Source organism: Ascidiimonas aurantiaca, assembly GCF_037646345.1.
Classification (GTDB): Bacteria; Bacteroidota; Bacteroidia; order Flavobacteriales; family Flavobacteriaceae; genus Ascidiimonas; species Ascidiimonas aurantiaca.
This window is the reverse complement of record NZ_JBBEWR010000011.1, coordinates 111,295-135,348: the sequence shown is the minus strand read 5'-3', so window position 1 is coordinate 135,348 and position 24,054 is coordinate 111,295. Positions and strand designations below refer to the sequence as shown.

Annotated in this window: 20 protein-coding genes; 10 read left to right on the top strand and 10 right to left on the bottom strand. The window is 39.0% G+C overall.

Annotated features, from left to right (window positions below):
* Positions 1–186: 186 nt before the first annotated feature.
* Positions 187–1,461, bottom strand: coding sequence for a UDP-N-acetylmuramoyl-tripeptide--D-alanyl-D-alanine ligase (locus WAO84_RS12430; protein WP_340066153.1), 1,275 nt, complete (start codon positions 1,459–1,461; stop codon positions 187–189).
* A gap of 69 nt (positions 1,462–1,530) precedes the next feature.
* Positions 1,531–3,177 carry a gliding motility lipoprotein GldJ gene (gene gldJ, locus WAO84_RS12425; protein ID WP_340066151.1) on the bottom strand — a complete coding sequence of 549 codons (1,647 nt, stop codon included), beginning with the start codon at positions 3,175–3,177 and terminating at the stop codon, positions 1,531–1,533.
* Between the two features lie 409 nt (positions 3,178–3,586).
* Here gldJ and porV point away from each other — a divergent pair, with 409 nt between their 5' ends.
* From porV to lnt, 10 genes are all read left to right on the top strand, one after another.
* A complete protein-coding gene (gene porV / locus WAO84_RS12420) occupies positions 3,587–4,738 on the top strand; it encodes a type IX secretion system outer membrane channel protein PorV (RefSeq protein ID WP_340066150.1) in 1,152 nt (383 codons plus the stop codon).
* A gap of 18 nt (positions 4,739–4,756) precedes the next feature.
* Entirely contained in the window at positions 4,757–5,239 is a 483-nt protein-coding gene (cdd, locus tag WAO84_RS12415; RefSeq protein ID WP_340066149.1) for a cytidine deaminase, read from the top strand.
* A gap of 132 nt (positions 5,240–5,371) precedes the next feature.
* Entirely contained in the window at positions 5,372–6,370 is a 999-nt protein-coding gene (pdhA, locus tag WAO84_RS12410) for a pyruvate dehydrogenase (acetyl-transferring) E1 component subunit alpha (RefSeq protein WP_340066148.1), read from the top strand.
* Between the two features lie 4 nt (positions 6,371–6,374).
* Entirely contained in the window at positions 6,375–8,015 is a 1,641-nt protein-coding gene (locus tag WAO84_RS12405; RefSeq protein WP_340066146.1) for a pyruvate dehydrogenase complex dihydrolipoamide acetyltransferase, read from the top strand.
* Positions 8,016–8,097: 82 nt separating this feature from the next.
* Entirely contained in the window at positions 8,098–9,099 is a 1,002-nt protein-coding gene (locus WAO84_RS12400; protein WP_340066144.1) for a M28 family metallopeptidase, read from the top strand.
* A 33-nt stretch (positions 9,100–9,132) separates the two neighbouring features.
* Positions 9,133–9,813, top strand: a complete 681-nt coding sequence (locus tag WAO84_RS12395) for an SDR family NAD(P)-dependent oxidoreductase (RefSeq protein ID WP_340066142.1) — start codon at positions 9,133–9,135, stop codon at positions 9,811–9,813.
* Between the two features lie 151 nt (positions 9,814–9,964).
* Positions 9,965–10,564 carry a SprT-like domain-containing protein gene (locus WAO84_RS12390; protein WP_340066141.1) on the top strand — a complete coding sequence of 200 codons (600 nt, stop codon included), beginning with the start codon at positions 9,965–9,967 and terminating at the stop codon, positions 10,562–10,564.
* 59 nt (positions 10,565–10,623) lie between these two features.
* On the top strand, positions 10,624–11,703 hold the full coding sequence (locus WAO84_RS12385; protein WP_340066140.1) for a mannose-1-phosphate guanylyltransferase: 1,080 nt from the start codon (positions 10,624–10,626) through the stop codon (positions 11,701–11,703).
* A gap of 9 nt (positions 11,704–11,712) precedes the next feature.
* Complete coding sequence (locus tag WAO84_RS12380; RefSeq protein ID WP_340066138.1) at positions 11,713–13,176, top strand: DUF389 domain-containing protein; 1,464 nt, start codon at positions 11,713–11,715, stop codon at positions 13,174–13,176.
* 250 nt (positions 13,177–13,426) lie between these two features.
* Positions 13,427–15,016 (top strand): apolipoprotein N-acyltransferase, encoded by a 1,590-nt coding sequence (lnt, locus tag WAO84_RS12375; RefSeq protein WP_340066137.1) that lies wholly within the window; start codon positions 13,427–13,429, stop codon positions 15,014–15,016.
* Here lnt and WAO84_RS12370 read toward each other — a convergent pair.
* The 8 genes from WAO84_RS12370 to WAO84_RS12335 all read right to left on the bottom strand — a co-directional run bounded on the left by WAO84_RS12370 (position 15,013) and on the right by WAO84_RS12335 (position 24,046).
* The gene (locus tag WAO84_RS12370; protein WP_340066136.1) at positions 15,013–16,407 is read right to left on the bottom strand and encodes a sugar transferase; all 1,395 of its coding nucleotides are present in this window, start codon (positions 16,405–16,407) and stop codon (positions 15,013–15,015) included. The genes lnt and WAO84_RS12370 overlap by 4 nt on opposite strands.
* Positions 16,408–16,410: 3 nt before the next feature.
* Positions 16,411–17,694 (bottom strand): phenylacetate--CoA ligase family protein, encoded by a 1,284-nt coding sequence (locus tag WAO84_RS12365; RefSeq protein ID WP_340066135.1) that lies wholly within the window; start codon positions 17,692–17,694, stop codon positions 16,411–16,413.
* A complete protein-coding gene (locus tag WAO84_RS12360; protein WP_340066134.1) occupies positions 17,691–18,554 on the bottom strand; it encodes a glycosyltransferase family 4 protein in 864 nt (287 codons plus the stop codon). Before WAO84_RS12360 ends, WAO84_RS12365 begins: the two co-directional genes overlap by 4 nt.
* A 109-nt stretch (positions 18,555–18,663) precedes the next feature.
* Positions 18,664–20,037, bottom strand: a complete 1,374-nt coding sequence (locus WAO84_RS12355; RefSeq protein ID WP_340066132.1) for an O-antigen ligase family protein — start codon at positions 20,035–20,037, stop codon at positions 18,664–18,666.
* Positions 20,018–21,100, bottom strand: a complete 1,083-nt coding sequence (locus WAO84_RS12350; RefSeq protein WP_340066131.1) for a glycosyltransferase — start codon at positions 21,098–21,100, stop codon at positions 20,018–20,020. The genes WAO84_RS12355 and WAO84_RS12350 overlap by 20 nt, the downstream gene beginning before the upstream one ends.
* Before the next feature lie 2 nt (positions 21,101–21,102).
* Entirely contained in the window at positions 21,103–21,930 is an 828-nt protein-coding gene (locus WAO84_RS12345; RefSeq protein ID WP_340066130.1) for a class I SAM-dependent methyltransferase, read from the bottom strand.
* Positions 21,931–21,935: 5 nt separating this feature from the next.
* A complete protein-coding gene (locus tag WAO84_RS12340) occupies positions 21,936–23,048 on the bottom strand; it encodes a glycosyltransferase (protein ID WP_340066129.1) in 1,113 nt (370 codons plus the stop codon).
* A complete protein-coding gene (locus tag WAO84_RS12335) occupies positions 23,045–24,046 on the bottom strand; it encodes a glycosyltransferase family 2 protein (protein WP_340066127.1) in 1,002 nt (333 codons plus the stop codon). The genes WAO84_RS12340 and WAO84_RS12335 overlap by 4 nt, the downstream gene beginning before the upstream one ends.
* Positions 24,047–24,054 lie beyond the last annotated feature (8 nt).

Below are 24,054 nucleotides of genomic sequence, written 5' to 3'. Positions count from 1 at the left end.
CGCAGATAATCCTTTGTTTTGATGATACCTTGCGCTTTCTGGTAAGAAAAATTAAAAACAAAGCTGCGTGGCAGCTTAGTGATGGTATTTGCAATAAAAGGAGTGTTTGGGAACTGTAATTTGATATGACCACCTCTGTTAAAAAAATACCACTTTGACTAAGTTTCCTGATAATTTTAGCAAAACTTACCAAAGGTCCAGTATCCTTTCCAGTGCCATACCGCGTGAACCTTTAATTAAAACGGTTTTGTTTTCGGGAAGGTGCGCCCGAAGCCAGGTTTCCAGATCTTCGTAAGACCTGAATTTTTTACTTTGGGTAAGGGTGTTATGAAAATGTTCACCTACTAAAAGCACTTCGGTATTGTTAAGGCGCGCAGCCAGGTCTGCTATGTATTGATGTTCGGCTGCAGCATCTTCCCCCAGTTCAAACATGTCTCCCAGAATAACCAATTTTTGAGGATCGGTATTTTTTTCAAAATTTTCCAGTACTACTTTCATACTGCTGGGATTGGCATTATAGGCATCTAAAATAATTCTATTTCTGCCTTTTTGAAGGATCTGTGAACGGTTATTTTTAGGCACATATGCCTCAATGGCCTGTTTTATAAGTGTTATAGGTACCTGAAAATGTTTACCTATCGCTATAGCATATGCTATGTTATTAAAGTTGTATGAGCCGATAAGGTTACTTTTTATTTCGGTATTATTCACCTCAAGAGTAACGAAAGGCTCTGTACTTTTCATAAGTATTGTAAGGTCTGCTTCAGAGGTAGGGCCAAAACTGCTTTTACGGGAATACGTCTTTAATTTTTCTACCTGAATGGGGTCCTCCCGGTAGTAAAAAATATGTTTTTTATGGGTTTTTAGGTGGTCGTATAGTTCACTTTTCCCTTTAATTACGCCCTGAACCCCGCCAAAACCTTCCAAATGCGCTTTTCCGTAGTTCGTAATAAGGCCATAATCTGGTTCAGCGATCTCACAAAGAAAAGCGATCTCTTTTTGATGATTGGCCCCCATTTCAATAATACCTATTTGCGTATCCGGCTGTAAACGAAGCAGGGTAAGCGGCACTCCAATATGGTTGTTGAGGTTTCCCGTTGTAGCAACGGTTCTGTAACTGGTGGAAATAACGGCGTGTATCAACTCTTTGGTGGTTGTTTTTCCATTACTTCCGGTAAGACTTATTAATGGTGTTTTGAGTTGCCTTCGGTGATGCGTGGCCAACTTTTGTAAGGTTTCTAACACATTGCTTACCAGCAGGGTTTTTCCTGGGATCTCATACGATGGGTTATCGATAACGGCCATTGCGGCTCCCTGGTCCAGTGCATTTTTAGCAAAAAGGTTTCCGTCAAAATGGTCGCCTTTTAACGCAAAGAAAATACATTCGGGAGTAATGCTTCTGGAGTCTGTAGATGCCCCCGTACTTTCTAAAAACCGAGTGTAAAGCTTTTCAATTTCCATGATCCAAAAGTATAAAAAAAGCGCTGAAAATTCAGCGCCTTTATCCATCTTATGTATAGGGTTATTATTTTAACCTCTAGGTGTTTTTTTCTTTTTGGATTTCGATCCCACTCGGGACATAGCACAACGGAAACCTATATAATCGGTAGCCATATATTGTGGCAGATATCGGCGTTGCGACGGATCCAACCAGTAAGCACGGTCTCTCCAGGAACCACCTTTATATACTCTTACTTCATCATCTATAAGGGTGGTACGCTCATCGCGGTCATACTCTTTAATGATGTTTCCAAGTGAATCTTTGGAGACACTGTGTTTCGGAGAATTGTACATACGCACGTTACCGCCTTCTTCGTCAATATCCTCAGCGAAACGATTGTAGAATCGGGTAGAGCCCAGGTCTCCGTCACGGTATCCGCGATTGTCACTATCTGAAAAGTTAGGACGTAAATATGCGTCTTCTTTGGTAATGGGAACTGTAGCGAGTTCTCCGGGAAGGTCCCGAGCTACAATGCGACCGTTACTTAAGGTGTCATACACAATATTGTCAATGGAAACGATCTCTACTTTACCATCTTCCCCTATAGAGGTTTTGGTATATACATTCCCTCTGTAATAGTTAAAGTCATTGGCTTCGTCATCTACTATGGGGCGGTAAACATCAGCAACCCACTCGGCTACATTTCCCGCCATATCATAGAGCCCAAAATCGTTGGGAGGATAGCTTTTTACCTGTGCGGTAATATCGGCGCCATCGTCAGACCAGCCTGCAATCCCTCCATAATCACCTTTTCCCTGTTTGAAGTTGGCGAGTTGATCTCCACGGCTTACTCTTTTCCCGGATCGGGTATAATCACCTTCCCACGGATATTTTTTTCTACCTCTGTAGTTATTATACTCTCGCTGTCCTACCAAAGCCATAGCTGCATATTCCCATTCGGTTTCTGTGGGAAGTCGGTAGTCTGGTAAAATGATCCCACTGGTTTGCTTAGCGTAAACGTTTACTGAATCTTTTTTAGCTTTTCCCTGTAGTGAGTCTATTTGACCACTGTATATGGATGAAGGGCTTTCCAAATATGCACGGGTGCTGAAAGTGCCTCCAACATCACCATCAAGCACAGCGTATTTGGTTCCTTTTTCGATAAAACCCTCACGCTCAAGTACCGCTTCGTTAACACGGTCTGTACGCCACTCGCTAAACTGTACGGCCTGTACCCAGTTTACTCCAACTACGGGATACTCTGCATAGGCAGGATGGCGTAGGTAATTGTTGGTCATTACTTCATTATACCCAAGACGGTTTCTCCATACCAGGGTATCGGGAAGTGCTCCGTTATAGATATTGGCATAGCGGGGATCATCAGGCGGATACACTTTTTTAAGGTAATCCAGGTATTCCAGGTACATTACATTAGTGACCTCGGTTTCATCCATGTAGAAAGACTGCACGTGCTGTTGGGTAGGGGTATTGTTCCAGTCGTGCATAATATCGTCCTGAACTTTTCCCATAGTAAAAGTACCTCCCTCAACAAACACAAGGCCCGGAGCCGTTTCCTGGTCCCTGAAACTCGTGTTGTACTGAAAGCCGCCGTCTTTTGAATTAATTTGCCAACCGGTAGCTCTGGACGTATTTTTGGATGTATTTTTTTTACATCCGGAAGACGTGGCTACCACCATAGCGGCAAGCAGTAGGGTTTTAAAAGAAACAATTTTCATAAGATAAGATTTGAGTTATCCAAAATATCGGTGCAATATAGCAATTAACATCAAATTTTCAACTCTGTTAATCCTGATTATAGGAATCACATTTTTATTCGTTAACAACATGCTTAAAACGCTATAAACACTTTTTTATTATACCTTATTATGTTATTTTCGAATACAATTTTAAGTTCTTTGCCTCCTGTTTAATTCCCGAAGGGTATTGTCTGGAAATATATGGAGATAAACCCGTTTTCAAGTATATAATAAACAACTACATCAGCAATATGTTAATATAATTATAAAAAGCTTTATCATTTTGTATAAGAATACAGACAAATTCGCGTTATCAAATTGAAACTTCAAGAATCAAAAAACTTGTAGTCCGCTAATATTAAGTTATATTTGTTAAAATTTTTCTTACATGAAAAAAGTATATTTGCCCTTAGTTCTCCTCCTTATGTTTTTTCGTCTCTCGGCCCAGGATGAACAATCCCGGGTGATCGTTCCCGGGGTGCCTTTTCTTCTTATAGCTTCTGATGCGAGGTCTTCTGGTATGGGTGATATTGGAGTAGCGTCTTCTCCTGATGCGTATTCTCAACAATGGAACCCTGCGAAATATGCTTTTTCCGAACAACAATTTGGCGTAGGGTTTAGTTATACACCCTATCTGGCAGAACTTGTAAATGATATATCACTGTTACAGGCTAATTTTTATAACCGTATCAATGAACGAAGTGCCTTTGCTTTTAGCCTTCGTTATTTCGGCCTTGGAGAAATAGAATTACGACAATCGGCCAGTGACCCTGGAGAGATTGTAAAACCCAATGAACTTTCAATAGACGGGTCGTATTCCCTAAAATTAAGCGATCGTTTTTCCATGGCAATTGCAGGTAGATATATTCGCTCTAACCTGAGACTGCAACAGGTAGATGCCAATGCACGTGCGGGAAACTCATTTGCTGTAGATGTAGCAGGATATTACCAATCTGAAGAAATACCATATAATACTTTTGACGGGCGGTGGCGTTTTGGTTTTAATGTTTCCAATATAGGGCCCAAAATTGAATATGATGAAGGCGGACAGCAAAATTTCCTTCCTACTAATTTAAAGTTTGGAGGAGGCTTTGACTTTATATTTGATGAATATAACAAACTGGCCATTAATACGGAATTCAATAAATTACTGGTACCAACTCCACAGGATTTCAATAACGATGGGGTTATTGATGCCACCGATAATGAAGAATATCAAAATATAGGTTTTCTAAGTGGTATTTTTGAATCATTTGGAGATGCCCCCGATGGGTTTGGTGAAGAACTTCAGGAAATTACCTGGGCCCTGGGAGCAGAGTACTGGTACCAGGATGCCTTTGCCTTACGAACCGGGTACTTTAACGAAAGTGATGAAAAAGGAGCTCGTAAATTTTTTACAATGGGTGCCGGCTTTAAATTTAAAGCAGCTACCATTGATGTTTCTTATCTGTTCTCAACATCTCAGGTGCGAAATCCGTTAGAGAATACCCTTCGTTTTTCACTAACCCTTAACTTTGGTCAGGAATACTTTGAGTTTTAACAGATTTCCTGTTTGAAAATGAAACCCTTACATATAACTACTTCATTTGCCGTATATGAAGATATGCTGTCACTGCCTCCGGAGATACAATCACTCATGGATGAAGCTGTATTGGCAAGAAAAAGGGCGTATGCACCATATTCAAAGTTTAATGTAGGGGCTGCCATACTTCTTGAGAACGGAGAAGTAGTTACCGGTAATAATCAGGAAAATGCCAGTTATCCCTCCGGTCTTTGCGCAGAAAGAGTTGCTGTTTATTATGCGGGTGCGCGGTTTCCGCGAGTATCTATAAAGGCAATAGCCGTGACGGCTGCTTCTGAAACATATGAGGTTAAAAATCCGGCACCTCCCTGTGGGGCTTGCAGACAATCACTTTTAGAGTATGAGGTAAAACAGAAGGCAGATATACCGGTATATTTTATGGGAGCCGCCGGTACAGTAATATACTCAGCTTCCGTTCGAAATCTGTTACCTTTATCTTTTGATAATTCATTTCTGTAAATTCCGGCTTTTTATACTTTTCCATATTCAACAAAAAAGAAAGATAATTGGTTTTTCATTTTTTGTCTTTGTATTTAATATGTTACTTTTGTATTTCGTTTTTTAAAGCGCATCAAATATTAACATCCGCACATGAAGAAAGTTACCAAAGAGGTGTACCTGAAATGGTACGAGGATATGCTTTTCTGGAGAAAATTTGAAGATAAACTGGCAGCAGTATATATTCAACAAAAAGTAAGAGGGTTTCTCCATCTTTACAATGGCCAGGAGGCTGTTTTAGCCGGGTCACTTCACGCAATGGACCTGACCAAGGACCGAATGATCACAGCCTATCGAAATCATGTTCAACCCATAGGTATGGGAGTTGACCCTAAAAAGGTCATGGCAGAACTGTATGGCAAAGGAACAGGTACTTCTCAGGGATTGGGAGGTTCTATGCATATTTTCTCTAAAGAACATCGCTTTTATGGTGGCCACGGTATTGTTGGCGGACAAATTCCGCTTGGAGCAGGTATTGCTTTTGCTGATAAATATTTCGACAGAGATTCGGTAACCCTTACTTATATGGGAGATGGTGCCGTACGCCAGGGATCACTTCACGAAACGCTGAACCTTGCCATGTTATGGAAGCTTCCGGTAGTCTTTATTGTTGAAAACAATGGGTATGCTATGGGAACCTCGGTAGAGCGTTCTGCCAATCATACAGAAATATGGAAACTGGGATTGGGTTATGAAATGCCTTGTGGGCCCGTAGATGGTATGAACCCCGTAAAGGTAGCCGAAGCAGTGAGTGAAGCTATTGAAAGAGCCCGTAGTGGTAATGGCCCTACTTTTCTGGAGATAAAAACCTATCGTTACCGCGGACACTCCATGTCTGATGCGCAACACTACAGAACGAAAGAAGAAGTAGAAGAATATAAAAAAATAGATCCCATCACCCAGGTGCTGGACGTGATTAAGGAGAAAAAATATGCTACTGATGAGGAAGTAGCAGAAATTGATGCCCGCGTAAAAGCATTAGTAGCCGAATGTCAGAAATTTGCAGAAGATTCTCCATATCCGGAAAAGAATGTGATGTATGATGTAGTGTATGAACAAAAAGACTATCCTTTTTTACCTCATAAATTATAAGTAAATGGCAGAGATCATAAACATGCCCAGGCTTAGCGACACCATGGAAGAAGGTGTGGTTGCTAAATGGCTGAAAAAAGTAGGAGATAAAGTAGAAGAAGGAGATATCCTGGCCGAAATAGAAACCGACAAGGCTACGATGGAATTTGAATCTTTCTACTCCGGTACACTTCTGCATATCGGTATTCAGGAAGGAGACGGAGCTCCTGTAGATGCTTTGCTGGCTATTGTTGGGGAAGAAGGAGAAGATATTTCTGCCTTACTTGACAGTGGTGGTGCCCAGGAACAAAATGAAGCCTCTTCTAAAGAAGAAGAAACTGCTTCTGAAAATGAAGTAGATGAAGAAGAGTCAGTTACATCTATCCCCGATGATGTACACGTAGTGACCATGCCCAGATTGAGCGACACGATGGAAGAAGGTACCGTAGCCAGTTGGTTGAAAAAAGTAGGAGATAATGTAGAAGAAGGAGATATCCTGGCAGAAATAGAGACTGATAAGGCAACTATGGAGTTTGAATCTTTCTACACAGGACAATTACTTCACATAGGTATTCAGGAAGGCGAGTCTGCTCCCGTAGATTCAGTATTAGCTGTTATAGGCCCCGAAGGTACCAATGTAGATGAGGTGCTTTCTGCATCTACCGGTAGTAAAACCACTTCCAAATCTGAAAACAAAGAAGATACAACCTCTGTTACCACAGAGAGTTCAACGTCTGTAACTGCTCCTCAAACGCCTTCGGAAACTACCGGAGGCAGAGTGTTTGCTTCTCCTTTAGCTAAGAAAATGGCAGCAGAAAAAGGGATAGACCTTACTACTGTAAAAGGCACGGGAGAGAATGGAAGGATCATTAAACGAGATATTGAGAGTTATGATCCCGCAGCGGCAACCGCTCCTCAACCAGAGGTAACCACAGAAACCGGGACCGTTGCCGCTCAGGCAAATGCCTTTGTTCCTGCAGGTGAAGAACAGTTTGAAGACGTTAAGAACTCTCAGATGCGTAAAGTGATTGCCAAACGCTTGGGAGAATCTAAATTTACGGCACCCCATTATTATCTTACTATTGAAGTAGATATGGATAATGCCATGGCCTCGCGCTCGCAGATCAATCTTTTACCAGATACCAAGATATCTTATAATGATATGGTAGTGAAAGCCTGTGCAATGGCACTCAGAAAACATCCGCAGGTTAATACTTCATGGCAGGGAGATACTACCCGTTACAACCGCCATATACATTTGGGGGTAGCTGTAGCCGTAGATGAAGGTTTGGTAGTACCGGTACTGCGTTTCACAGACCAGATGTCATTGAGCCGTATAGGTGCCAGTATTAAAGATCTGGCAGAAAAGGCCAGAAACAAGAAAATTACCCCTCAGGAAATGGAAGGGAGTACATTTACTGTGTCAAATCTTGGTATGTTTGGTATTCAGGAGTTTACTTCCATAATCAATCAGCCAAATTCGGCCATACTTTCGGTAGGAGCCATTGTTCAAAAGCCGGTAGTTAAGAATGGTGCGATTGTTGTAGGTAATACAATGAAGGTAACGCTTGCCTGTGATCACAGAACCGTTGATGGTGCAACAGGGGCACAGTTTTTGCAGACCCTGAGGGCATATCTGGAGAATCCTGTTACCATGCTTGCTTAAAATACGCATGTTTATATAAAATCAGGCATCCTGTTATACCTTAAGGTTCAGGATGCTTTTATGTTTAATTAATTTTATGGAAATGAAAAACTATCTGTTAACCTTTGTTTTTGCCCTACTTCTTATTGCCTGTAAATCATCTACCGGCGTGCTACGGCCTGAATCTGTATTAAAAGATGCGAAAGGAGAGTCAAACGGGGTAGCAGCTACCATAAAAACCGTTCCTACCACTTCGGTAACTACCATTATGAATTATCTTGCTTCCGATGATCTTGAAGGAAGAGACACAGGTACGAAAGGAATTGAATTGGCAGCCACATATATTGAAGATATCTTTAAAGAAAATGGGGTTATGCCTTATTTTGAAACCTACAAAGACACCCTCTCTAACTTTAAAAAAGTAGCCTATAATGTAGTGGGTGTTGTTGAAGGAAACGATCCCAAACTCAAAGATGAGTTCATTGTGATCGGGGCTCATTATGACCATATAGGGTTTGCTAAGAATGTAAATGGAGATTCTATTGCTAACGGTGCAAATGACAATGCTTCGGGAACCACGGCAGTGGTAGAAATTGCTAAATATTTCGGTAAACAGAAAAGTAATAAAAGAAGCCTTTTGTTTGTCCTGTTCTCAGCAGAGGAGAAGGGCCTTCTCGGGTCTTATCATTTGGCAAAAAAATTAAAAGCGCAAAATTTCTCTCTATATACCATGGTCAATTTTGAAATGGTAGGGGTGCCATTGACCGGTAAGGATTACCTGGCTTATGTTACGGGTTATGAAAAAAGCAACATGGCCGAAAAATTTAATGAATACACCGGTAAAAAAACATTAGGATATCTGCCTACAGCCAAAGAATATAACCTTTTTCAAAGGTCTGATAACTACCCTTTTTATCAGGAATTCAAAGTACCTTCCCAAACTATTTGCACGTTTGACTTTACTAATTTCGATTACTATCACCACGTAGATGATGAAGTGGGGCAGATGAATATGGCACATATTGCCTATCTTACCAATGAGATCATTCCTGCCTTGGAAAAAATGGCAGGTACACGTAAGCAGGAAATACAAATGAATGAGTAATCTGAAAAAGGATTTTTTTAAACGGAATGCCATATGAAAAATGTTATTATAACAGGTGCCAGCAGAGGCATTGGCTTTGAAACGGCCAAATGTTTTGCAGATGCAGGTCACCAGGTATTGGCTTTATCACGAAATACACACCCTATCACGTCCTTGAAGCATCCAAATATTACCTGCTTTTCTTTTGATCTTGGAAAAGAAGCTCATTACGAACAGCTTCGGTCATTTTTAGAGAATAACTGGAAGCATGTGGATGTATTGATAAATAATGCAGGTAAACTAATTCACAAGGCTTTTTCTGAAACTGTGACAGAAGATTTTGAAGAGGTGTATAGTGTAAATGTTTTTGGCCCGGCTCAGATTATGCGTATGGCCCTTCCATTTATGCCTGCAGACGGGCATGTGGTAAATATTAGCAGTATGGGAGGTGTTCAGGGAAGCGCAAAATTTCCGGGACTTTCTGCTTATAGTTCATCAAAAGGGGCCTTGATTACCTTAAGTGAGTTGCTGGCCGAAGAATATAAGGAAACCGGCCCTGCGTTTAATGTACTGGCCCTGGGAGCCGTACAAACCGAGATGCTGGAAGAAGCATTCCCCGGGTACAAAGCACCCGTAAGTGCCACAGAAATGGCATCGTACATTTATGATTTTGCACTAAAAGGTAATAAATTCTACAACGGGAAATTACTACAGGTAAGTAGCAGCACCCCATAGTGATGAGCAGATATCTTAATGAGACCTTTCCAAATTAGTAATATGTGATCTTCACTCAGACATATTACCAAAAAGAAACCCTTCATCAACTGTGCTGAAAAATCTTAACATTGAGGGTTCTCATCTAGCATGAAAAACATATTTTTGTTTCATGCAGCAAATTCTTGAAAAATATTTGCCAGAGCGGGCTGTTGCAAGTTGTTTTGAACTTATAAAAGCCAATGAGGTACATCTCAGTATTGTTAATGAACGTATTACTCGTCATGGCGATTATAGAAAAATGCCAAACGGTTCTCATAAAATAACTGTTAATGCCTCATTAAATAAATACAAGTTCCTTATCACGCTTGTTCATGAGATCGCACATCTCGTTGCCTATAAAAAATATGGAATAAGTATTAAACCGCACGGTTTAGAATGGAAGCAAACTTTTCAACGGTTAATGTTACCTTTTATACATCCTGATATTTTCCCTTCAAAATTGTTACCGTTACTGGCAAGGCACTTTCGTAATCCTAAAGCGAGTAGTGATACAGATGCCGAATTATCCCTTGCACTCAAACAATACGACCCGATAAATGATAAAAACTATATTTTTGAATTACCATTGGGTAGCGTTTTTCGGATATACAATGGCAGGATATTTAAAAAAGGTAATAAACGAATAAAACGCTATGAATGCATTGAGGTGAAAACCGGTAAGACCTATTTGTTTAATCCCAACGCTGAAGTGGAGGTGATCCATTCCTGAAAAATGTTGGTTTTTAGTTGGTAGAAGAGTATAAAACATATAAAAAATATTTTTAGCCTATGAATAAGAATTATTATGCCGTTTTAATGGCAGGAGGAGTAGGTTCCCGCTTCTGGCCTGTGAGCACATCTTCTTTCCCCAAGCAGTTTCACGATATGCTGGGCGCGGGACAAACACTTATCCAAAAAACATTTCACAGGTTGGCAAAGTTTATTCCTAAAGATCAGATATTAATACTTACCAATGAACGTTACAGTGATTTAGTACTTCAACAGTTGCCAGAAGTAACCTCTAAACAGGTATTGCTTGAGCCGGCCATGCGTAATACGGCACCGTGCATTTTATATGCAGCTCTTAAAATTCAAAAAGAGAACCCCGATGCCGTTATGATCGTAGCCCCCAGTGACCATTGGATAGAGAACGAAGAAGCTTTTATGGCCAACGTTAAAACCTGTTTTGATGCCTGTAGCCAAGAAAATTTTTTGCTTACACTTGGTATCGAACCGTCCTTCCCGAATACCGGTTATGGATATATTGAATACCAAAAGTCGGCAGATACATCCATAAAAAAAGTGGACCAGTTTAGAGAAAAACCCGATTACCAAACCGCCCAAAAATTTTTAGATCAGGGTAACTTTCTTTGGAATGCGGGCATCTTTATGTGGAGTGCCCACACAATTGTGGAAGCTTTTAAAGCGTATCAGCCTGATTTATTTGCTGTTTTTGAAAAAGGTATTGAAAGCTATAATACGCCGGAAGAAACAATATTTATTAAAGAAAATTATGCCCGGGCAGAAAATATCTCCATTGATTATGCTATCTTAGAATATTCTTCATCTATCTATGTTCTTCCGGCAACTTTTGACTGGAACGATCTTGGTACATGGGGATCGTTGTATGAGAAGTTGCCTAAAGATGATAATGACAATGCAGTAGTACACGCAAAAGTATTGTCTGAAGATGCTTCGGGAAATATGATACGTACTTCTAAAGATAAAATTGTGGTTATTGACGGAATAGAGAATTATATCATTGTTGATAAAGAAGAAGTATTGCTCATATATCCCAAGGAAAAAGAACAGGATATTAAGGAAGTCCTTAAAAAGGTAAAAGATAGGTTTGGAGAGCATTTGGCGTAAAACAGCAATATGGATGAAACCCCTTTAAAAGAAACAACACCTCAATCCCCCAATCAGAATAGCGGGGAAGAAGTTAAAAAAGACTTTAGTGGCTTGTTAGGGAGTCTTAAGCGCTTTTTGTCAGAGTTGCTGGATATTAGGCATAACACTGATCAGAAGGCAACTATTGCTTCTATTATTGATGATATTCCTTTTAAAGGACATACTTCCTGGATTCTTATTTGTTCCATTTTTATAGCATCTGTGGGGTTAAATGCCAATTCTACCGCAGTGGTGATCGGAGCCATGCTTATTTCACCATTAATGGGCCCTATATTGGGTATGGGTATGTCTCTGGCCATTAATGATATTGATACTTTGCGAAGATCGCTCAAAAATTTTGGGGTCATGGTAGTACTGAGTGTGCTAACAGCATTCCTCTTTTTTCGCTTTTTCCCCCTTCGTGATGAATCATCTGAGTTACTGGCGCGAACAGCACCGGATATAAGAGATGTACTCATCGCTTTTTTTGGCGGGCTTGCCCTGGTAATTGCCCGAGCTAAAAAAGGTACTATTGCCAGTGTGATTTACGGAGTAGCTATTGCAACTGCTCTAATGCCTCCGCTATGTACTGTTGGTTTTGGTCTTGCTATTGGTAATTTCGGGTATGCTTCCGGGGCACTCTATCTGTTCATAATCAATACCATCTTTATTGGGTTGGCTACTTTTATCGTTCTTAAATTACTGCGTTTTCCAATGGTGCGTTATGCTAATTCCAAACGCAGAAAACGAATTGCAAGAATAGCTTCTATAGTAGCGCTAATTGTTATGATACCGGCAGGTTACACGTTTTATAATGTTTTTCAGGAGTCACTTTTCAGAAATCAGGCCAATCAATTCATTGAAGAAAACATAGTTGCCTATCAGTTTTCTGGTTCCGGAAGATTTCTGGAAGATCTTACCGATCTTGAATACCACAAAGATACAGGCTCTTTTATTGAACTGGTTTTTATGGGAGATGAGGTAATACCCAATAGTGTTCTGCAAACCTGGGAAATACAGAAAAACAAATACTCCAAATTAACTGATGTAGAACTGCGTATTGTTCAGGGAAGCAAAGATGATTCTGAACAGAAGTTTAACTACGTTAGTGAATTATATGAAACTAAAAAGGCCGAAATAACGAATATGGAAGCTCAGATCCGGATTCTGGAGGATGAGATCATTCGTTTGGGTAAATTGCCATTTAATAAAATACCGTTCCAGAATATTATTGATGAAGCTCGCATTAATTATGAAAATCTCAAAGAAATCGGTTTCTCATCAGTTATCAAAACTAATTTCAAAACTACCGATACACTAGCTGTTTTTCTGGTAAAATGGTCAGACAGTATACCATTAGAAAACAAAAATCGGGAGCAGGAACGCCTTATGCGCTGGCTCCAGTATAAACTGAATACTGATAACGTGAAACTGGAAGAGATAGGAAATTGAACTCCCGGAAAGCGTTTTTCTCAAAAATCAAAATAGGAATAAACTTTCCTTTTCGGTATTTGTTTGTATTATTGTACTATGCACAACAGTAACAAACAAACACCACAATTGTGTACTTCTTCGTATAGTAAAAACATCACTTTTTTGTGTTTTATGGATCATCTTACAAGATTCTGCTTTACATCTTCAATTGGTATCTCCTTAACATATGGAGCCACGCATTCTCTCAAACTCTTTAGTGCTTTCTAATATGAAAAAGCTATTTATACTATCGTTGCTTTCAGGTCTGCTTTTAGCTGCTGCCTGGCCCACTTACGGACTTCCTTTTCTCATTTTTTTTGGTTTTTTACCATTGCTTATTGTAGAAAAGAAAATACGTACTTCTACAGAACCTAGAAAATGGATACGTGTTTTGCTGTATTCTTATATATCTTTTGTAGTGTGGAATACGATCACAACCTGGTGGTTATGGAACTCTTCTGTATTTGGGATGTTCTTTGCCATATTGGTTAATGCCTTTTTAATGGCTTTTGTTTTTAGTATTTTTCATTTTGTAGCAAGAAAATTACCTGCCAAGATCCATTTAGTGTTTTTGCCGGCCATATGGATCGCTTTTGAGAAATTTCATCTTAACTGGCCCTTTTCCTGGCCCTGGTTAAACCTGGGTAATGTTTTTTCTGAATATTACCAGTGGATACAGTGGTATGAATATACCGGTGTTTTTGGCGGAAGCTTATGGATATGGATAGTGAATATTGGTGTATTCAGAATATGGGAAAAATATCTGCATACCAAAAATATTAAAAAGGTCATGAAAGCGGCAGGCATTCAGTTAGCATGGGTAATTCTCCCTGTGATCATCTCCTTATGGATGTTTGCTACTTACCAAAACACAGGCAATACAGCTACCGTAATTGTACTACAGCCCAATGTAGATCCCTATACTGAAAAATACGAGCGTGATAATATTGAAACTGTAAGTGAGTTACTTTCATTGACCCAAGTGCATGATGTAACAGAGATAGATTTTGTAATTGCTCCGGAAACTACATTGTCCAGAATGACCCCTATGGACCAATTTGTATTTACCCGGGAATATGCATTGATAAGGAGTCTTATTGATACACATCCTAAAGTAAACTTTCTCACCGGTGCAGATATGTTTCGTCTGTACCTGCAAAGTGAGAGACCTACTCCTTTTGCGAATCGTACTTCCAGAGGAGACTGGGCCGATTATTTTAACACTGCTGTTTTTATTAAAAAGAACGCTCCGCCTGAGTTTTATATTAAATCGAAATTGGTGGTGGGTGTAGAGACCTTGCCCTTTAAAAACTTTTTGGAACCTGTTTTAGGAAATATAATGCTGGACCTGGGAGGAACCATTGCTACCCGTGCCATACAGGAAAACAGAACCGTTTTCACATCGGCTGACGGTAACTACAAAGCCGGGCCTATTATTTGTTATGAATCGGTTTACGGCGAGTTTGTTACTGAATATATTAAGGAGGGCGCCAATTTTCTGGCAATTATTACAAATGATGGTTGGTGGGGTACTACACAGGGCCATAAACAACACCTTAGTTATTCCCGATTGAGGGCTATAGAAACCCGAAGAAGTATTGCCAGAAGTGCCAATACGGGTATTTCGGCCATTATTAACCCAAAAGGCGAGATCGTACGGTCATTAGGATATAACCAAAAAGGCAGTGTTATGGGAGAGGTTACCCTCAATGAAAAGCATACAGTATATGTGAAATACGGTGATTATATAGCCCGTATTGCGGTGCTGTTAAGTGTATTACTGCTGCTGTTTGCCATAGCCCGAAAAAAACAGGTTTAGTGCCCTCTGTAAAACATGATGGTACTTAGTGTTTTGATAACGATACGCATATCTAGAAAAAAACTTCGATGCTTAATGTAGTAAAGGTCATATTGTAGTTTGGTAAGACTATCTTCATGGGAAGCCCCATACTTAAAATGTACCTGGGCCCACCCGGTAATGCCGGGTTTTACAATATGCCTTGTTTCATAAAAAGGAAGCTTTTGTGAAAGTTGCATAATAAATTCGGGGCGTTCCGGGCGAGGCCCTATAAGGCTCATGTGTCCTCTTAGCACATTGTAGAACTGGGGAACCTCATCAAGTCTTGAATTTCGTAATAAACGTCCAAAACGTGTAACCCGATAATCGTTTTTAACTGCCCATCGGGCACCTTGTGTTTCGGCGTCTGGTATCATGGTGCGAAACTTGTATATATAAAAAGGGATCCCGTTTCTCCCGATTCTCTGTTGTGAATAAAAAACCGGCCCTCTGTTTGCTATAAGGTTCCCTGTACATATAAGAGGCAGGATCACTATCATAAATAACAGGCCTAAAACCCCGAAAAAAATATCAATCAACCTGTTTACAAAGAGATACAGTCGGTTCTGGTTACTTCTGCTAAAAGGGAAATACCGATAAAATTCAGTCCCTATGTATTGAACCGGTACTCTGCTGGTAAGTTCTTCATATACCTGTGCATACTCTCTTATAGGAACACCGCTTTCGAGTAACAGAATAAGTTCCTGAAACATGTTTTGTGAAAAAGCACTTTGCAAATTATTGGCAATAATGATCTCTGAAACCCGGTTCTTTCTCACCTCTTCCAATAGAGAAGTATCTTTGATCTCTTTTATGCCGGGAAAACCTTTGGGCATCCGTGCAGAATGATCTAAAAGATAATAGCCCACAATATTGGCGTTACCTGTACTTTCTATAATGGCATTATGAGTTATCATAATCTCATCGTAGTTACCTATAATAAGATAATTTTTATTAAAAACCGGGGATGCGATAAAAAATGAATATGCCCATCTCCAAAATAAAAGTGAAAACGTGATAGCAAAGAAAAAATAAACAATTTGTAAGCGGTTATCCGGAAGTACCGGAGTAAGAAAAGGGGTTAAAAGATATAACAATACGGTAAAAAAACATACCATGAGTATGTTGGGGAAAATTATATCATATTTACTGGACTTTTGAAGGTCGTAGAGTTCAAAGACATGTGCAAAAAAAATAAAATACACAACCAATACAAATATCCATTCCCAGTTATTGGAAGCCAGCGTAAAATATTCAAAATCAAAAATAGAACTTACTGCATACAATCCCAGGAGTATACTTAAAACATCTACTGCTTTAAGAAGTATTCTGCGTTCTGAGATCTCAAAATGTATGTAAGAAGTGGACGACATATTTTAAAGGTACGATATAAAACTTTTGGTTTTTCCTGTATATTGTTCTTTGGGTTTCCCTTGGTAAATTGTAAATAGAATATCGTTCCCAAAATGATGCCTTATTTCGCTTATTAACAGTTGTTTTTCATTTGCATTCATCTCTTCCAAAATATAAAACTCCAGTTTTCCTTTCTCTCTTTGAATTACCTGATAAGACAGTTCAAGGTTTTTGTTAAGTGAAAGGTTTTTAAAAATGTAATAAAAATAAAGACTTGGGTATTCCTGGTCTTTTCCTATTATTTTGTTTCCCACTCTTCCGGTCACCTCTTCAAGAATGGTATGATCACGTCCGCATGCACATGTTTTAAGACCTGTTCCCAGTTTTATGTAATCTCCCAATTTATAACGTATTACGGGAAAGGAATGCATTTCCAGATTAGTTACCAGTATTTCATTATCAACTTCTTCAACCAATACACCTTCCATATTAATGTGCATATTTCCGGAAGGGCATTCAAAAGCAATGATCCCTGATTCGGTAGCTCCATATTCGCTAATTATTCTCTGTCCAAATGCTTTTTGTATCTCTTGCTGGTAATATGGAAATATTTTTTCTGAAGTACCCTTTACCATTTTTAATTTTTTTGGTTTTGGCAGATCCATAACATTAATACATTTTGCAGTTTCATAGATCATGGATGAATAACCGTGAAGATAAGAAGCATATTGAAGCTTTCGGGCAAATTTCACAAGTTCCTGCTCTTTGTATGTAAAAATGCGAAAGCGGTTTTGCAATGTATCTAATAACTTCACTTTTAAACGCTCTGTAAAGGAAAAGTTATATCCCCAAAAATAGCCGTTTCGCTCCCAGGGATGTACCAGGTGCCAACTATACCCTCTGAATATGGAAGCCCTGTTAAAAGAATCGGCAGATTCGTCCCTGTTAAAAGAGAGAGTGTTACCAGAGGACCCTGAAGTGGTTGCAACAAACTTTTTTTTGAAGGGATAGTTGGTATGTATATCACGATTGTATTTAATAAGTTCTTCTTTAGAGATAGTGGGGAATTTTTTAATATCCTTCAGGGATTTAATATCAGCTGAAGACAATCCTTTTTCCTTAAATAAATTCTGGTAATAAGGAGAATGTGTATCTGCAAAATCAATTAGATATCTTAGTTTTTGAAGTTGGTAGGTTTCCAGTTTTTCCCGGGGCCACTTCTCCGATTCCTTTAGAAAGTGATACCACTTCCTGATAGAAGGGTTTCGTATTTTTTGCCCGACTCTATATATTAGTTTGTGAATCATGTATTCAATATTTCAAACCACTTTTCTTTTATGATCTCCCAGTTAAATTGCTCTGCTGTTTTTCGGGCTTCTAAAGCCAGGTTTTTTGCGAGTTCGGGATCATTAATAAGCTTGATAACCTCATTTATCATTGCATGGGTATCTTCACAATTAACGAGTAAACCATTTTTTTCGTGTTTAATTAGAAAGGGAATTCCGCCAGCATTGGTAGAAACTACAGGAATACCCAGAGCCATAGCCTCTATAATACTAACAGGGGCATTGTCAAACCGGGAAGTATTAATAAAAATAGAATAGTCATTAGACAATGATATCCATTCATCTTTTGTAAGTCTTCCTGTAAACTGTACATCCAGTTTGTTTGTCTTGCTGTATTCCCTGCACCTTTTCAAACTCCCGTCTTTTTCAGGGCCTACCATACACAACGCAGTGTTAGCGTGGGATAGTTTTAATTTCTTAAAAACAGAAATGGCCATTTCGGGATGATAGATGTTTGCAAAAGCCCGTAGCCAAAACAACCGGGGAAGGGTTTTTTCTCTAAGCTTAAAAGGATACTTTTCAAGAGAAATTGAATTGGGAATGTAGTGAATGTTGGTATAACCATAGGTATTAAAGATATTTTTCAAAAATAGCGAAGGAGCTATTAAGCATTTTGCTTTGGTAAACAGAAGTTTTGAAAGTCCCGGTTGTTTTTTAAGCCTTTTTTCAAGATTGCCTCCGTGAAGAATGGGTATGTAAGGTAGCTTTAAATGGTTGCATATCGATGCAGTTACGACCGCATAAAAAAAGTTGAGCGTACTGTAGGTGTCAATGAGGACCAGATCTACCCGATTTCGATATTGTAAACAGGCAAATGCCATATGAATAAGTCTTAGAACTTTGTTTTTTTTGGAGGAAGCGTAAAAAAGGGTGTACCCTTCTTTTTCGAGAAGCGGGCCAAGGATATCTATGGTCGTAGGCGTACGGCCTTTAGGCTGTAGTTTGTTCCCTATGTAGAGTATTGTTTTCAGAGGTGATGGTTAGTAGTGACAATGCATAGATAAAAGCAGGCGCAGCTATTCGCATGGCACTGTGATTAATAGTTAAGAACCAAAATAGGAAAAAGGAAAAGAAAAAGACATTTCTGTGTGTGGTAAGGAATCGCGTTACCGGTGTTAGAAAAACAATCATAAATGCCAATATGCCCAGGGAGCCATGTTCTGCAATGGTTCTACTTACTTCATTATGTGCTGCAGAGTCGATTCCTGTAATTTGTTTACGGTGAAATTTGTTGTTTCCAACACCTATTCCGAAAATGGGATTTTCGAAAAATGCAATAAGCTCGGTTTCTATAAGGTCTAACCTTCCGGTACTTACATCTTCTTTTTCTATTCCTGCTGCATTCTGGTTATTATAGCGTTTTTCGAGTAGTCCTTTGGAAATGACATTTGAATACATCCAAACTACTAAAAAAACTAAGGATAAAAGCGATAACCCTGTCAATACTTTACGTTTTACCCGGGTCTTATTGGTAAAATACATAATGCTTAAAATAGCAGCTATACTAATAACTGTAGCAGTAATGATACCACCGCGGGAGAAGGTGAGAAGTCCGCGATAGGCTACTGCTGCCAGTAACCCCAGGTTTATCAATTTCCAGAGGAGTGTATTGGAAAAAAAGAAAAACCGAATAAATAGTATAAACATGCCTAACCCCAAAATGGTACTTACCTGATTGGGCCCAAACCCTCCGGAGGCCTCAAAGTTAGACTGTGTACCTGTAATCACGTCTTGTAGATTTGGCGTAAATATAAACAGATAAATGGTCATGGTGATTATAGGAAGTAGTGTAAAAAAGAGAATGTTTTGTAAGGTTCGAAACGAAACATTTCTTTCATAGCAGTAAATTGCACAAACGGCCAGGCATATAGGGCCGCTTAAATTAAAAGATAAGGATTTTCTGAGATCAGATTCATATGAAAAATCGTATGCAGCCACAAATATTCCGGGTATCAAAAGTACAGCATAGAGAAGGTACCAGATGCTTTTTGAGGAAATTCTGTTTACAAACATGCTAAGTACCAGAAGCACAATTATTGAATATTTTATTTGCTCATAAAAGAAATCTCCGCCGGTCATTCGTAGAAAAACATCACTACCCACCATATATCCGCAAAAAAGTAATACTTCGTGATTGCGGTTTTTGGTGTTAAAAATAATTAAGACACCCAGACTTAAGACCAGGAGCCCCCATGCTTTTGCCAGGGCCGGAACTAGATATATGGCAACACCCAGGACCACATGAAGTAGTAGCCACCTAAGCTCTTTTGTATTTTGTATGTTTTTAATTTGTGATCGCTGCATACATACTGTATAGTCTTGTCATATAGGTTTTTATATTGAAATTCTCATTTACGTGTTTTTCGAGATTTATAGCCAGTTGATTTCTGTAATGAACATTTTTAATTAGTTTTTCTATTGCTGCCGCAAGTTGTGCAGGTTCTCCGGGAGGTACCAGCAAACCGGTTTTCTCTTCAATAATTACCTGGTCACAATCGCCTACATTTGTACTTATTACGGGTAGTTTAGAAATACCATATTCTAATAAGGCCAGCGGAAGCCCTTCGGAAAGAGAGCTGATAATGCCAATAGTACTTTGTTTCAGGATATGAGATACATCTGCCCTTTCTCCGTATAAAAATACTCTTTTTTCCAGTTTGTTTCGGGTTATAAAGCTTTTCAATGTTTCTGAATACAGATCCTGCTGATCTCTGCCTACAAGGTGTAATGACCACAACGGGTGTGACCGGCTTACCTCTAAAAAGGCCTTTAAAAGTGTTTCATGGCCTTTGGGATCTCTTAGATTGCTCAAACAAACCATGCGTTTTCCTTCTTCTCCTTTTAAAACGGTGCTGTTTTTAGAGGCATTGTTTTTTAGTATAACAAAATTGGGTATGTAATATACTTTTTTGCAGTATAACGATTTTTTAACCCAGGCAGTGATGTCTTTATTAACGGTTATGACTGCACTAAACCCAAGTGAAGCCAGTTTTAATAGAAAGCGGTTTTTAAGAGGAAGGTTTTTACTATTCCCAAGATGATTGTGCCATACGATCTTAATTTTGGGATACCTTATTTTTATAAGGGAAGCGATAAAAAAAGAAGATCCGTGAGCATGAATGATATCTATTTTATGGTGCTTTATAAATGCACTTAGATCTATAAGGGCTCTGCGGTCAAAAACAAATCTGCGTTTCAGGAAAAGATAGTTTACATGTGCATTTATCTCAGCTTTAAGGGGACCCTCTGATCGGGTGGTGCAAAGAAATGGAACAACAGGTTGCGTAAGCAGGGCATTTGCACAATATACGGCTACCTTCTCAGCACCTCCGGTTTGCAGGGAATCTATAAGCTGTAGCACTTTCATCCCTAACTGTTTTTTTCAAGATACATGGTAAGGTGCATGCAATTAAACACTTTAGAAATATGCTTCTTGGTACTCCAGTCTTTCTCAATTAAAGAGCGAATCCATTTTTCTTTATATGGTTGCGACAGCGGAAGCAAATTAATGAGGATTCCCCATTTGGAGGCACCCAAAACCCCATGAAAATCCAGTATCTGAAAATTATTTTCAAATATATATATGGTTTTCCGGTTAAACGGCCATTCCCATTTTTTATCATTTTGGAAGGGGCGGTAGGCACTTCTTACCAGTTTAAGAAGCCAGTACGTTTCCAGTGGGTCATAAGCAATAATTCTTCCTTTAGGGGCTAATTTTTGATTAAGACGTTTTATCAGGATATTTACATCGGGAAAATGATGGAGAACCCCGTATGCATAAATAAGATCAAACTCGGATTCTTTAAAATCATCGGAAAGAAAATCAACTACCTGAACGGAAGCGTGAGGCAGTTGTTCTTCCTCAATTTTGTTTAATAGTTTGGAAATACCTTTTTCACTAAGGTCAATACCCAGATAGCTTTTTGCATGTCTTGCCAGATGTAAAGAGAGATGGTTACCCTCATAACAACCCAGGTCAAGCACTTTCATTTCCGAAAGTTTTTTTTGGTCTATCCACTCAAGATGTGTTTTATATACTTTTTCAGAAATATTAAATTTCTTTCTGTAGGTTCCCAGGGTTTTATTTCGTAACAAATACCATATACGGGTAGCCAGATTTTTTTTTCGTGAAGGGTTGTTGTAAAAAGCAGCCTGTTCTTTATTTACTTCAAGGGTTTTGTCAATTTCTTTTTTCATACTTTTTAGGTATTGATTAATTTCTTCAGCGCCTCTTCAAAATATTCCAAAGTATATATGCGTGACCATTGGGCTGCCGTATCTGATAGTATAGGTAACAGATCTTTGTTTTTGAGTACAGAATCTATCTTTTTTACAGCCTCTACCAGATTATTTTCTATTAAAATACCACGTTTTCCATTATCGAGCATCCAGGGAAGACAAGATACTTTTGAGGTGATAGGAATGGCTCCCCAAAACATGGCTTCTGCCACTGCTTTAGGCCATCCTTCGCTTTGTGAAGGTAATATAAGAAAATGACTTTCTTTTAAATGCTGTTTGACTTTGTTGGCTGATAGATTACCATGGAGATGAATACCTGTATGCAATTCATGCTGGGTGATATACGTGCGTAATGTTTCAAACATAACGCCATCTCCCAGAATATCCAGCGTTGCTTCATATCCCAGTTTTTGAAGTTCTTCAATAAGCTGAATGGCAAATAACGGACGTTTTCCGGGTGATAAAGTACCGACAAAGGCAAATTTCAGATCTTTGCGGTAGGTTCTTACAGATAAAGGCTCTTTCTCTGCTTCCTGATACGTAGCGGTAAAAAAAGGCACAATATTTTTAGATGTATCCGGCCATTCACCATATACCAATACTTTGGTGTTCTTAGTTAAGAAAACATTGTTAAGTATCCATTTCTGAAGACGGTAAGAAACAGGTTGTTTTGACTGTGGATCCCAGTTTCCGGCATACTTTACGGTCTTGTGTTTTTTGGGGAAGAAAATTTGTACAAGGCATCCTAAAAGCCCCATATTACCAGGGCATCTAATATGAATATGGTCGGTGTGAGCAAAAGCCCGGAAAAGATAAAAAATGATCACCGGTACTTTGACAATGGTTTTTAGAACTTCCAGCACTCCGGTAATTTGAAAACCAGGTACTTTTATTAAAGAAATTTGGGTAGCGTATGCTTGTGTTAGTGGTTGTTTACATGGGCTTAATGGAGCTACTACCTCTACCCGGTTAAAATGTTTGAACCAAATATTCATCTCTTTTACGTAAGGTGCATATGCCGAATAGGTAGTGCCATGTGTATTATGAATTGTGTGAGTGACTACTGTAAGTTTCATTTTGCCAATGGTTTAGGTTTATTAGCAATCAGACTTACCCATCCGTAAAAACGCCCGCCAGCTTCCTGAAGAGCACCGTAGCGATCTTTGGTAGTAAAAAAGTTTAAAAAGCGTAAGGTGGAAAGTAAAAGAGTAATGGAGTGCCATTTTAATGAATTCACAAAAGAGAATTCAGGATAGCGCACTTTCCAAACATACCAGCCATTTCTGACTACCATTTTCCCATACTTAAATTTATGTGGTCTTCCGGAAGGATCGTGGTGATGTTCACATCTTGCGGCTGTATTTACATACAGTTTTCCCAGAGGAAGAATTCTGAAACAAAAATCAGCATCTTCATAAAGTCCGTAACCTTCAAAGTATTCTGAAAACTTTACAGTTCTTAGTATATCTGTTTTAAAAGAGGAAATAGCTCCTATTAGCTGCTCGGTGGGATAAATTTTACCAGATGGTGGAAGAAAGCTTATACTTCGGCCATGGCCATACTTTGGATATATTCCGGGAGGCTGATCTGGGTTTAACCCCAGAACCCTTCGAAGTAAAAAACGACTACTTTCTTTTCGATAATATCCGTCATATTGAAAAAAGCGGTTACCTGTAATCGTTTTATCAATAGGTGACCACTTTACTTCATTGGTAATATACCCACCTACAGCAATAGCATTTTTTTTAAGTTTATATGTGTTGATAAGCTCTTCTAAGCACTTTTTTTTCAATGTAACATCATCATCTAAAAAACACGTTACCTCTATACTGTCTTTCACTTTGCTAATTCCAAAGTTTCTTTGTTTCGTAAGTCCTCTATGCTTTTTTTCTACCTGATAGTACTCTAAATTCTCCAAATGCAAAGAGTTTACTGCCTGTCGGGTTTTTTGGTCTTCAGAAGCATCAACTATCACTACCTGATTGGGTGGTAACGATTGCTTTTTTACAGATACGAGCAGCCTCTTTATGGCTTCAGGTCTTTTATATGTACATATGATAAGACAAAGACGCATAACTATTT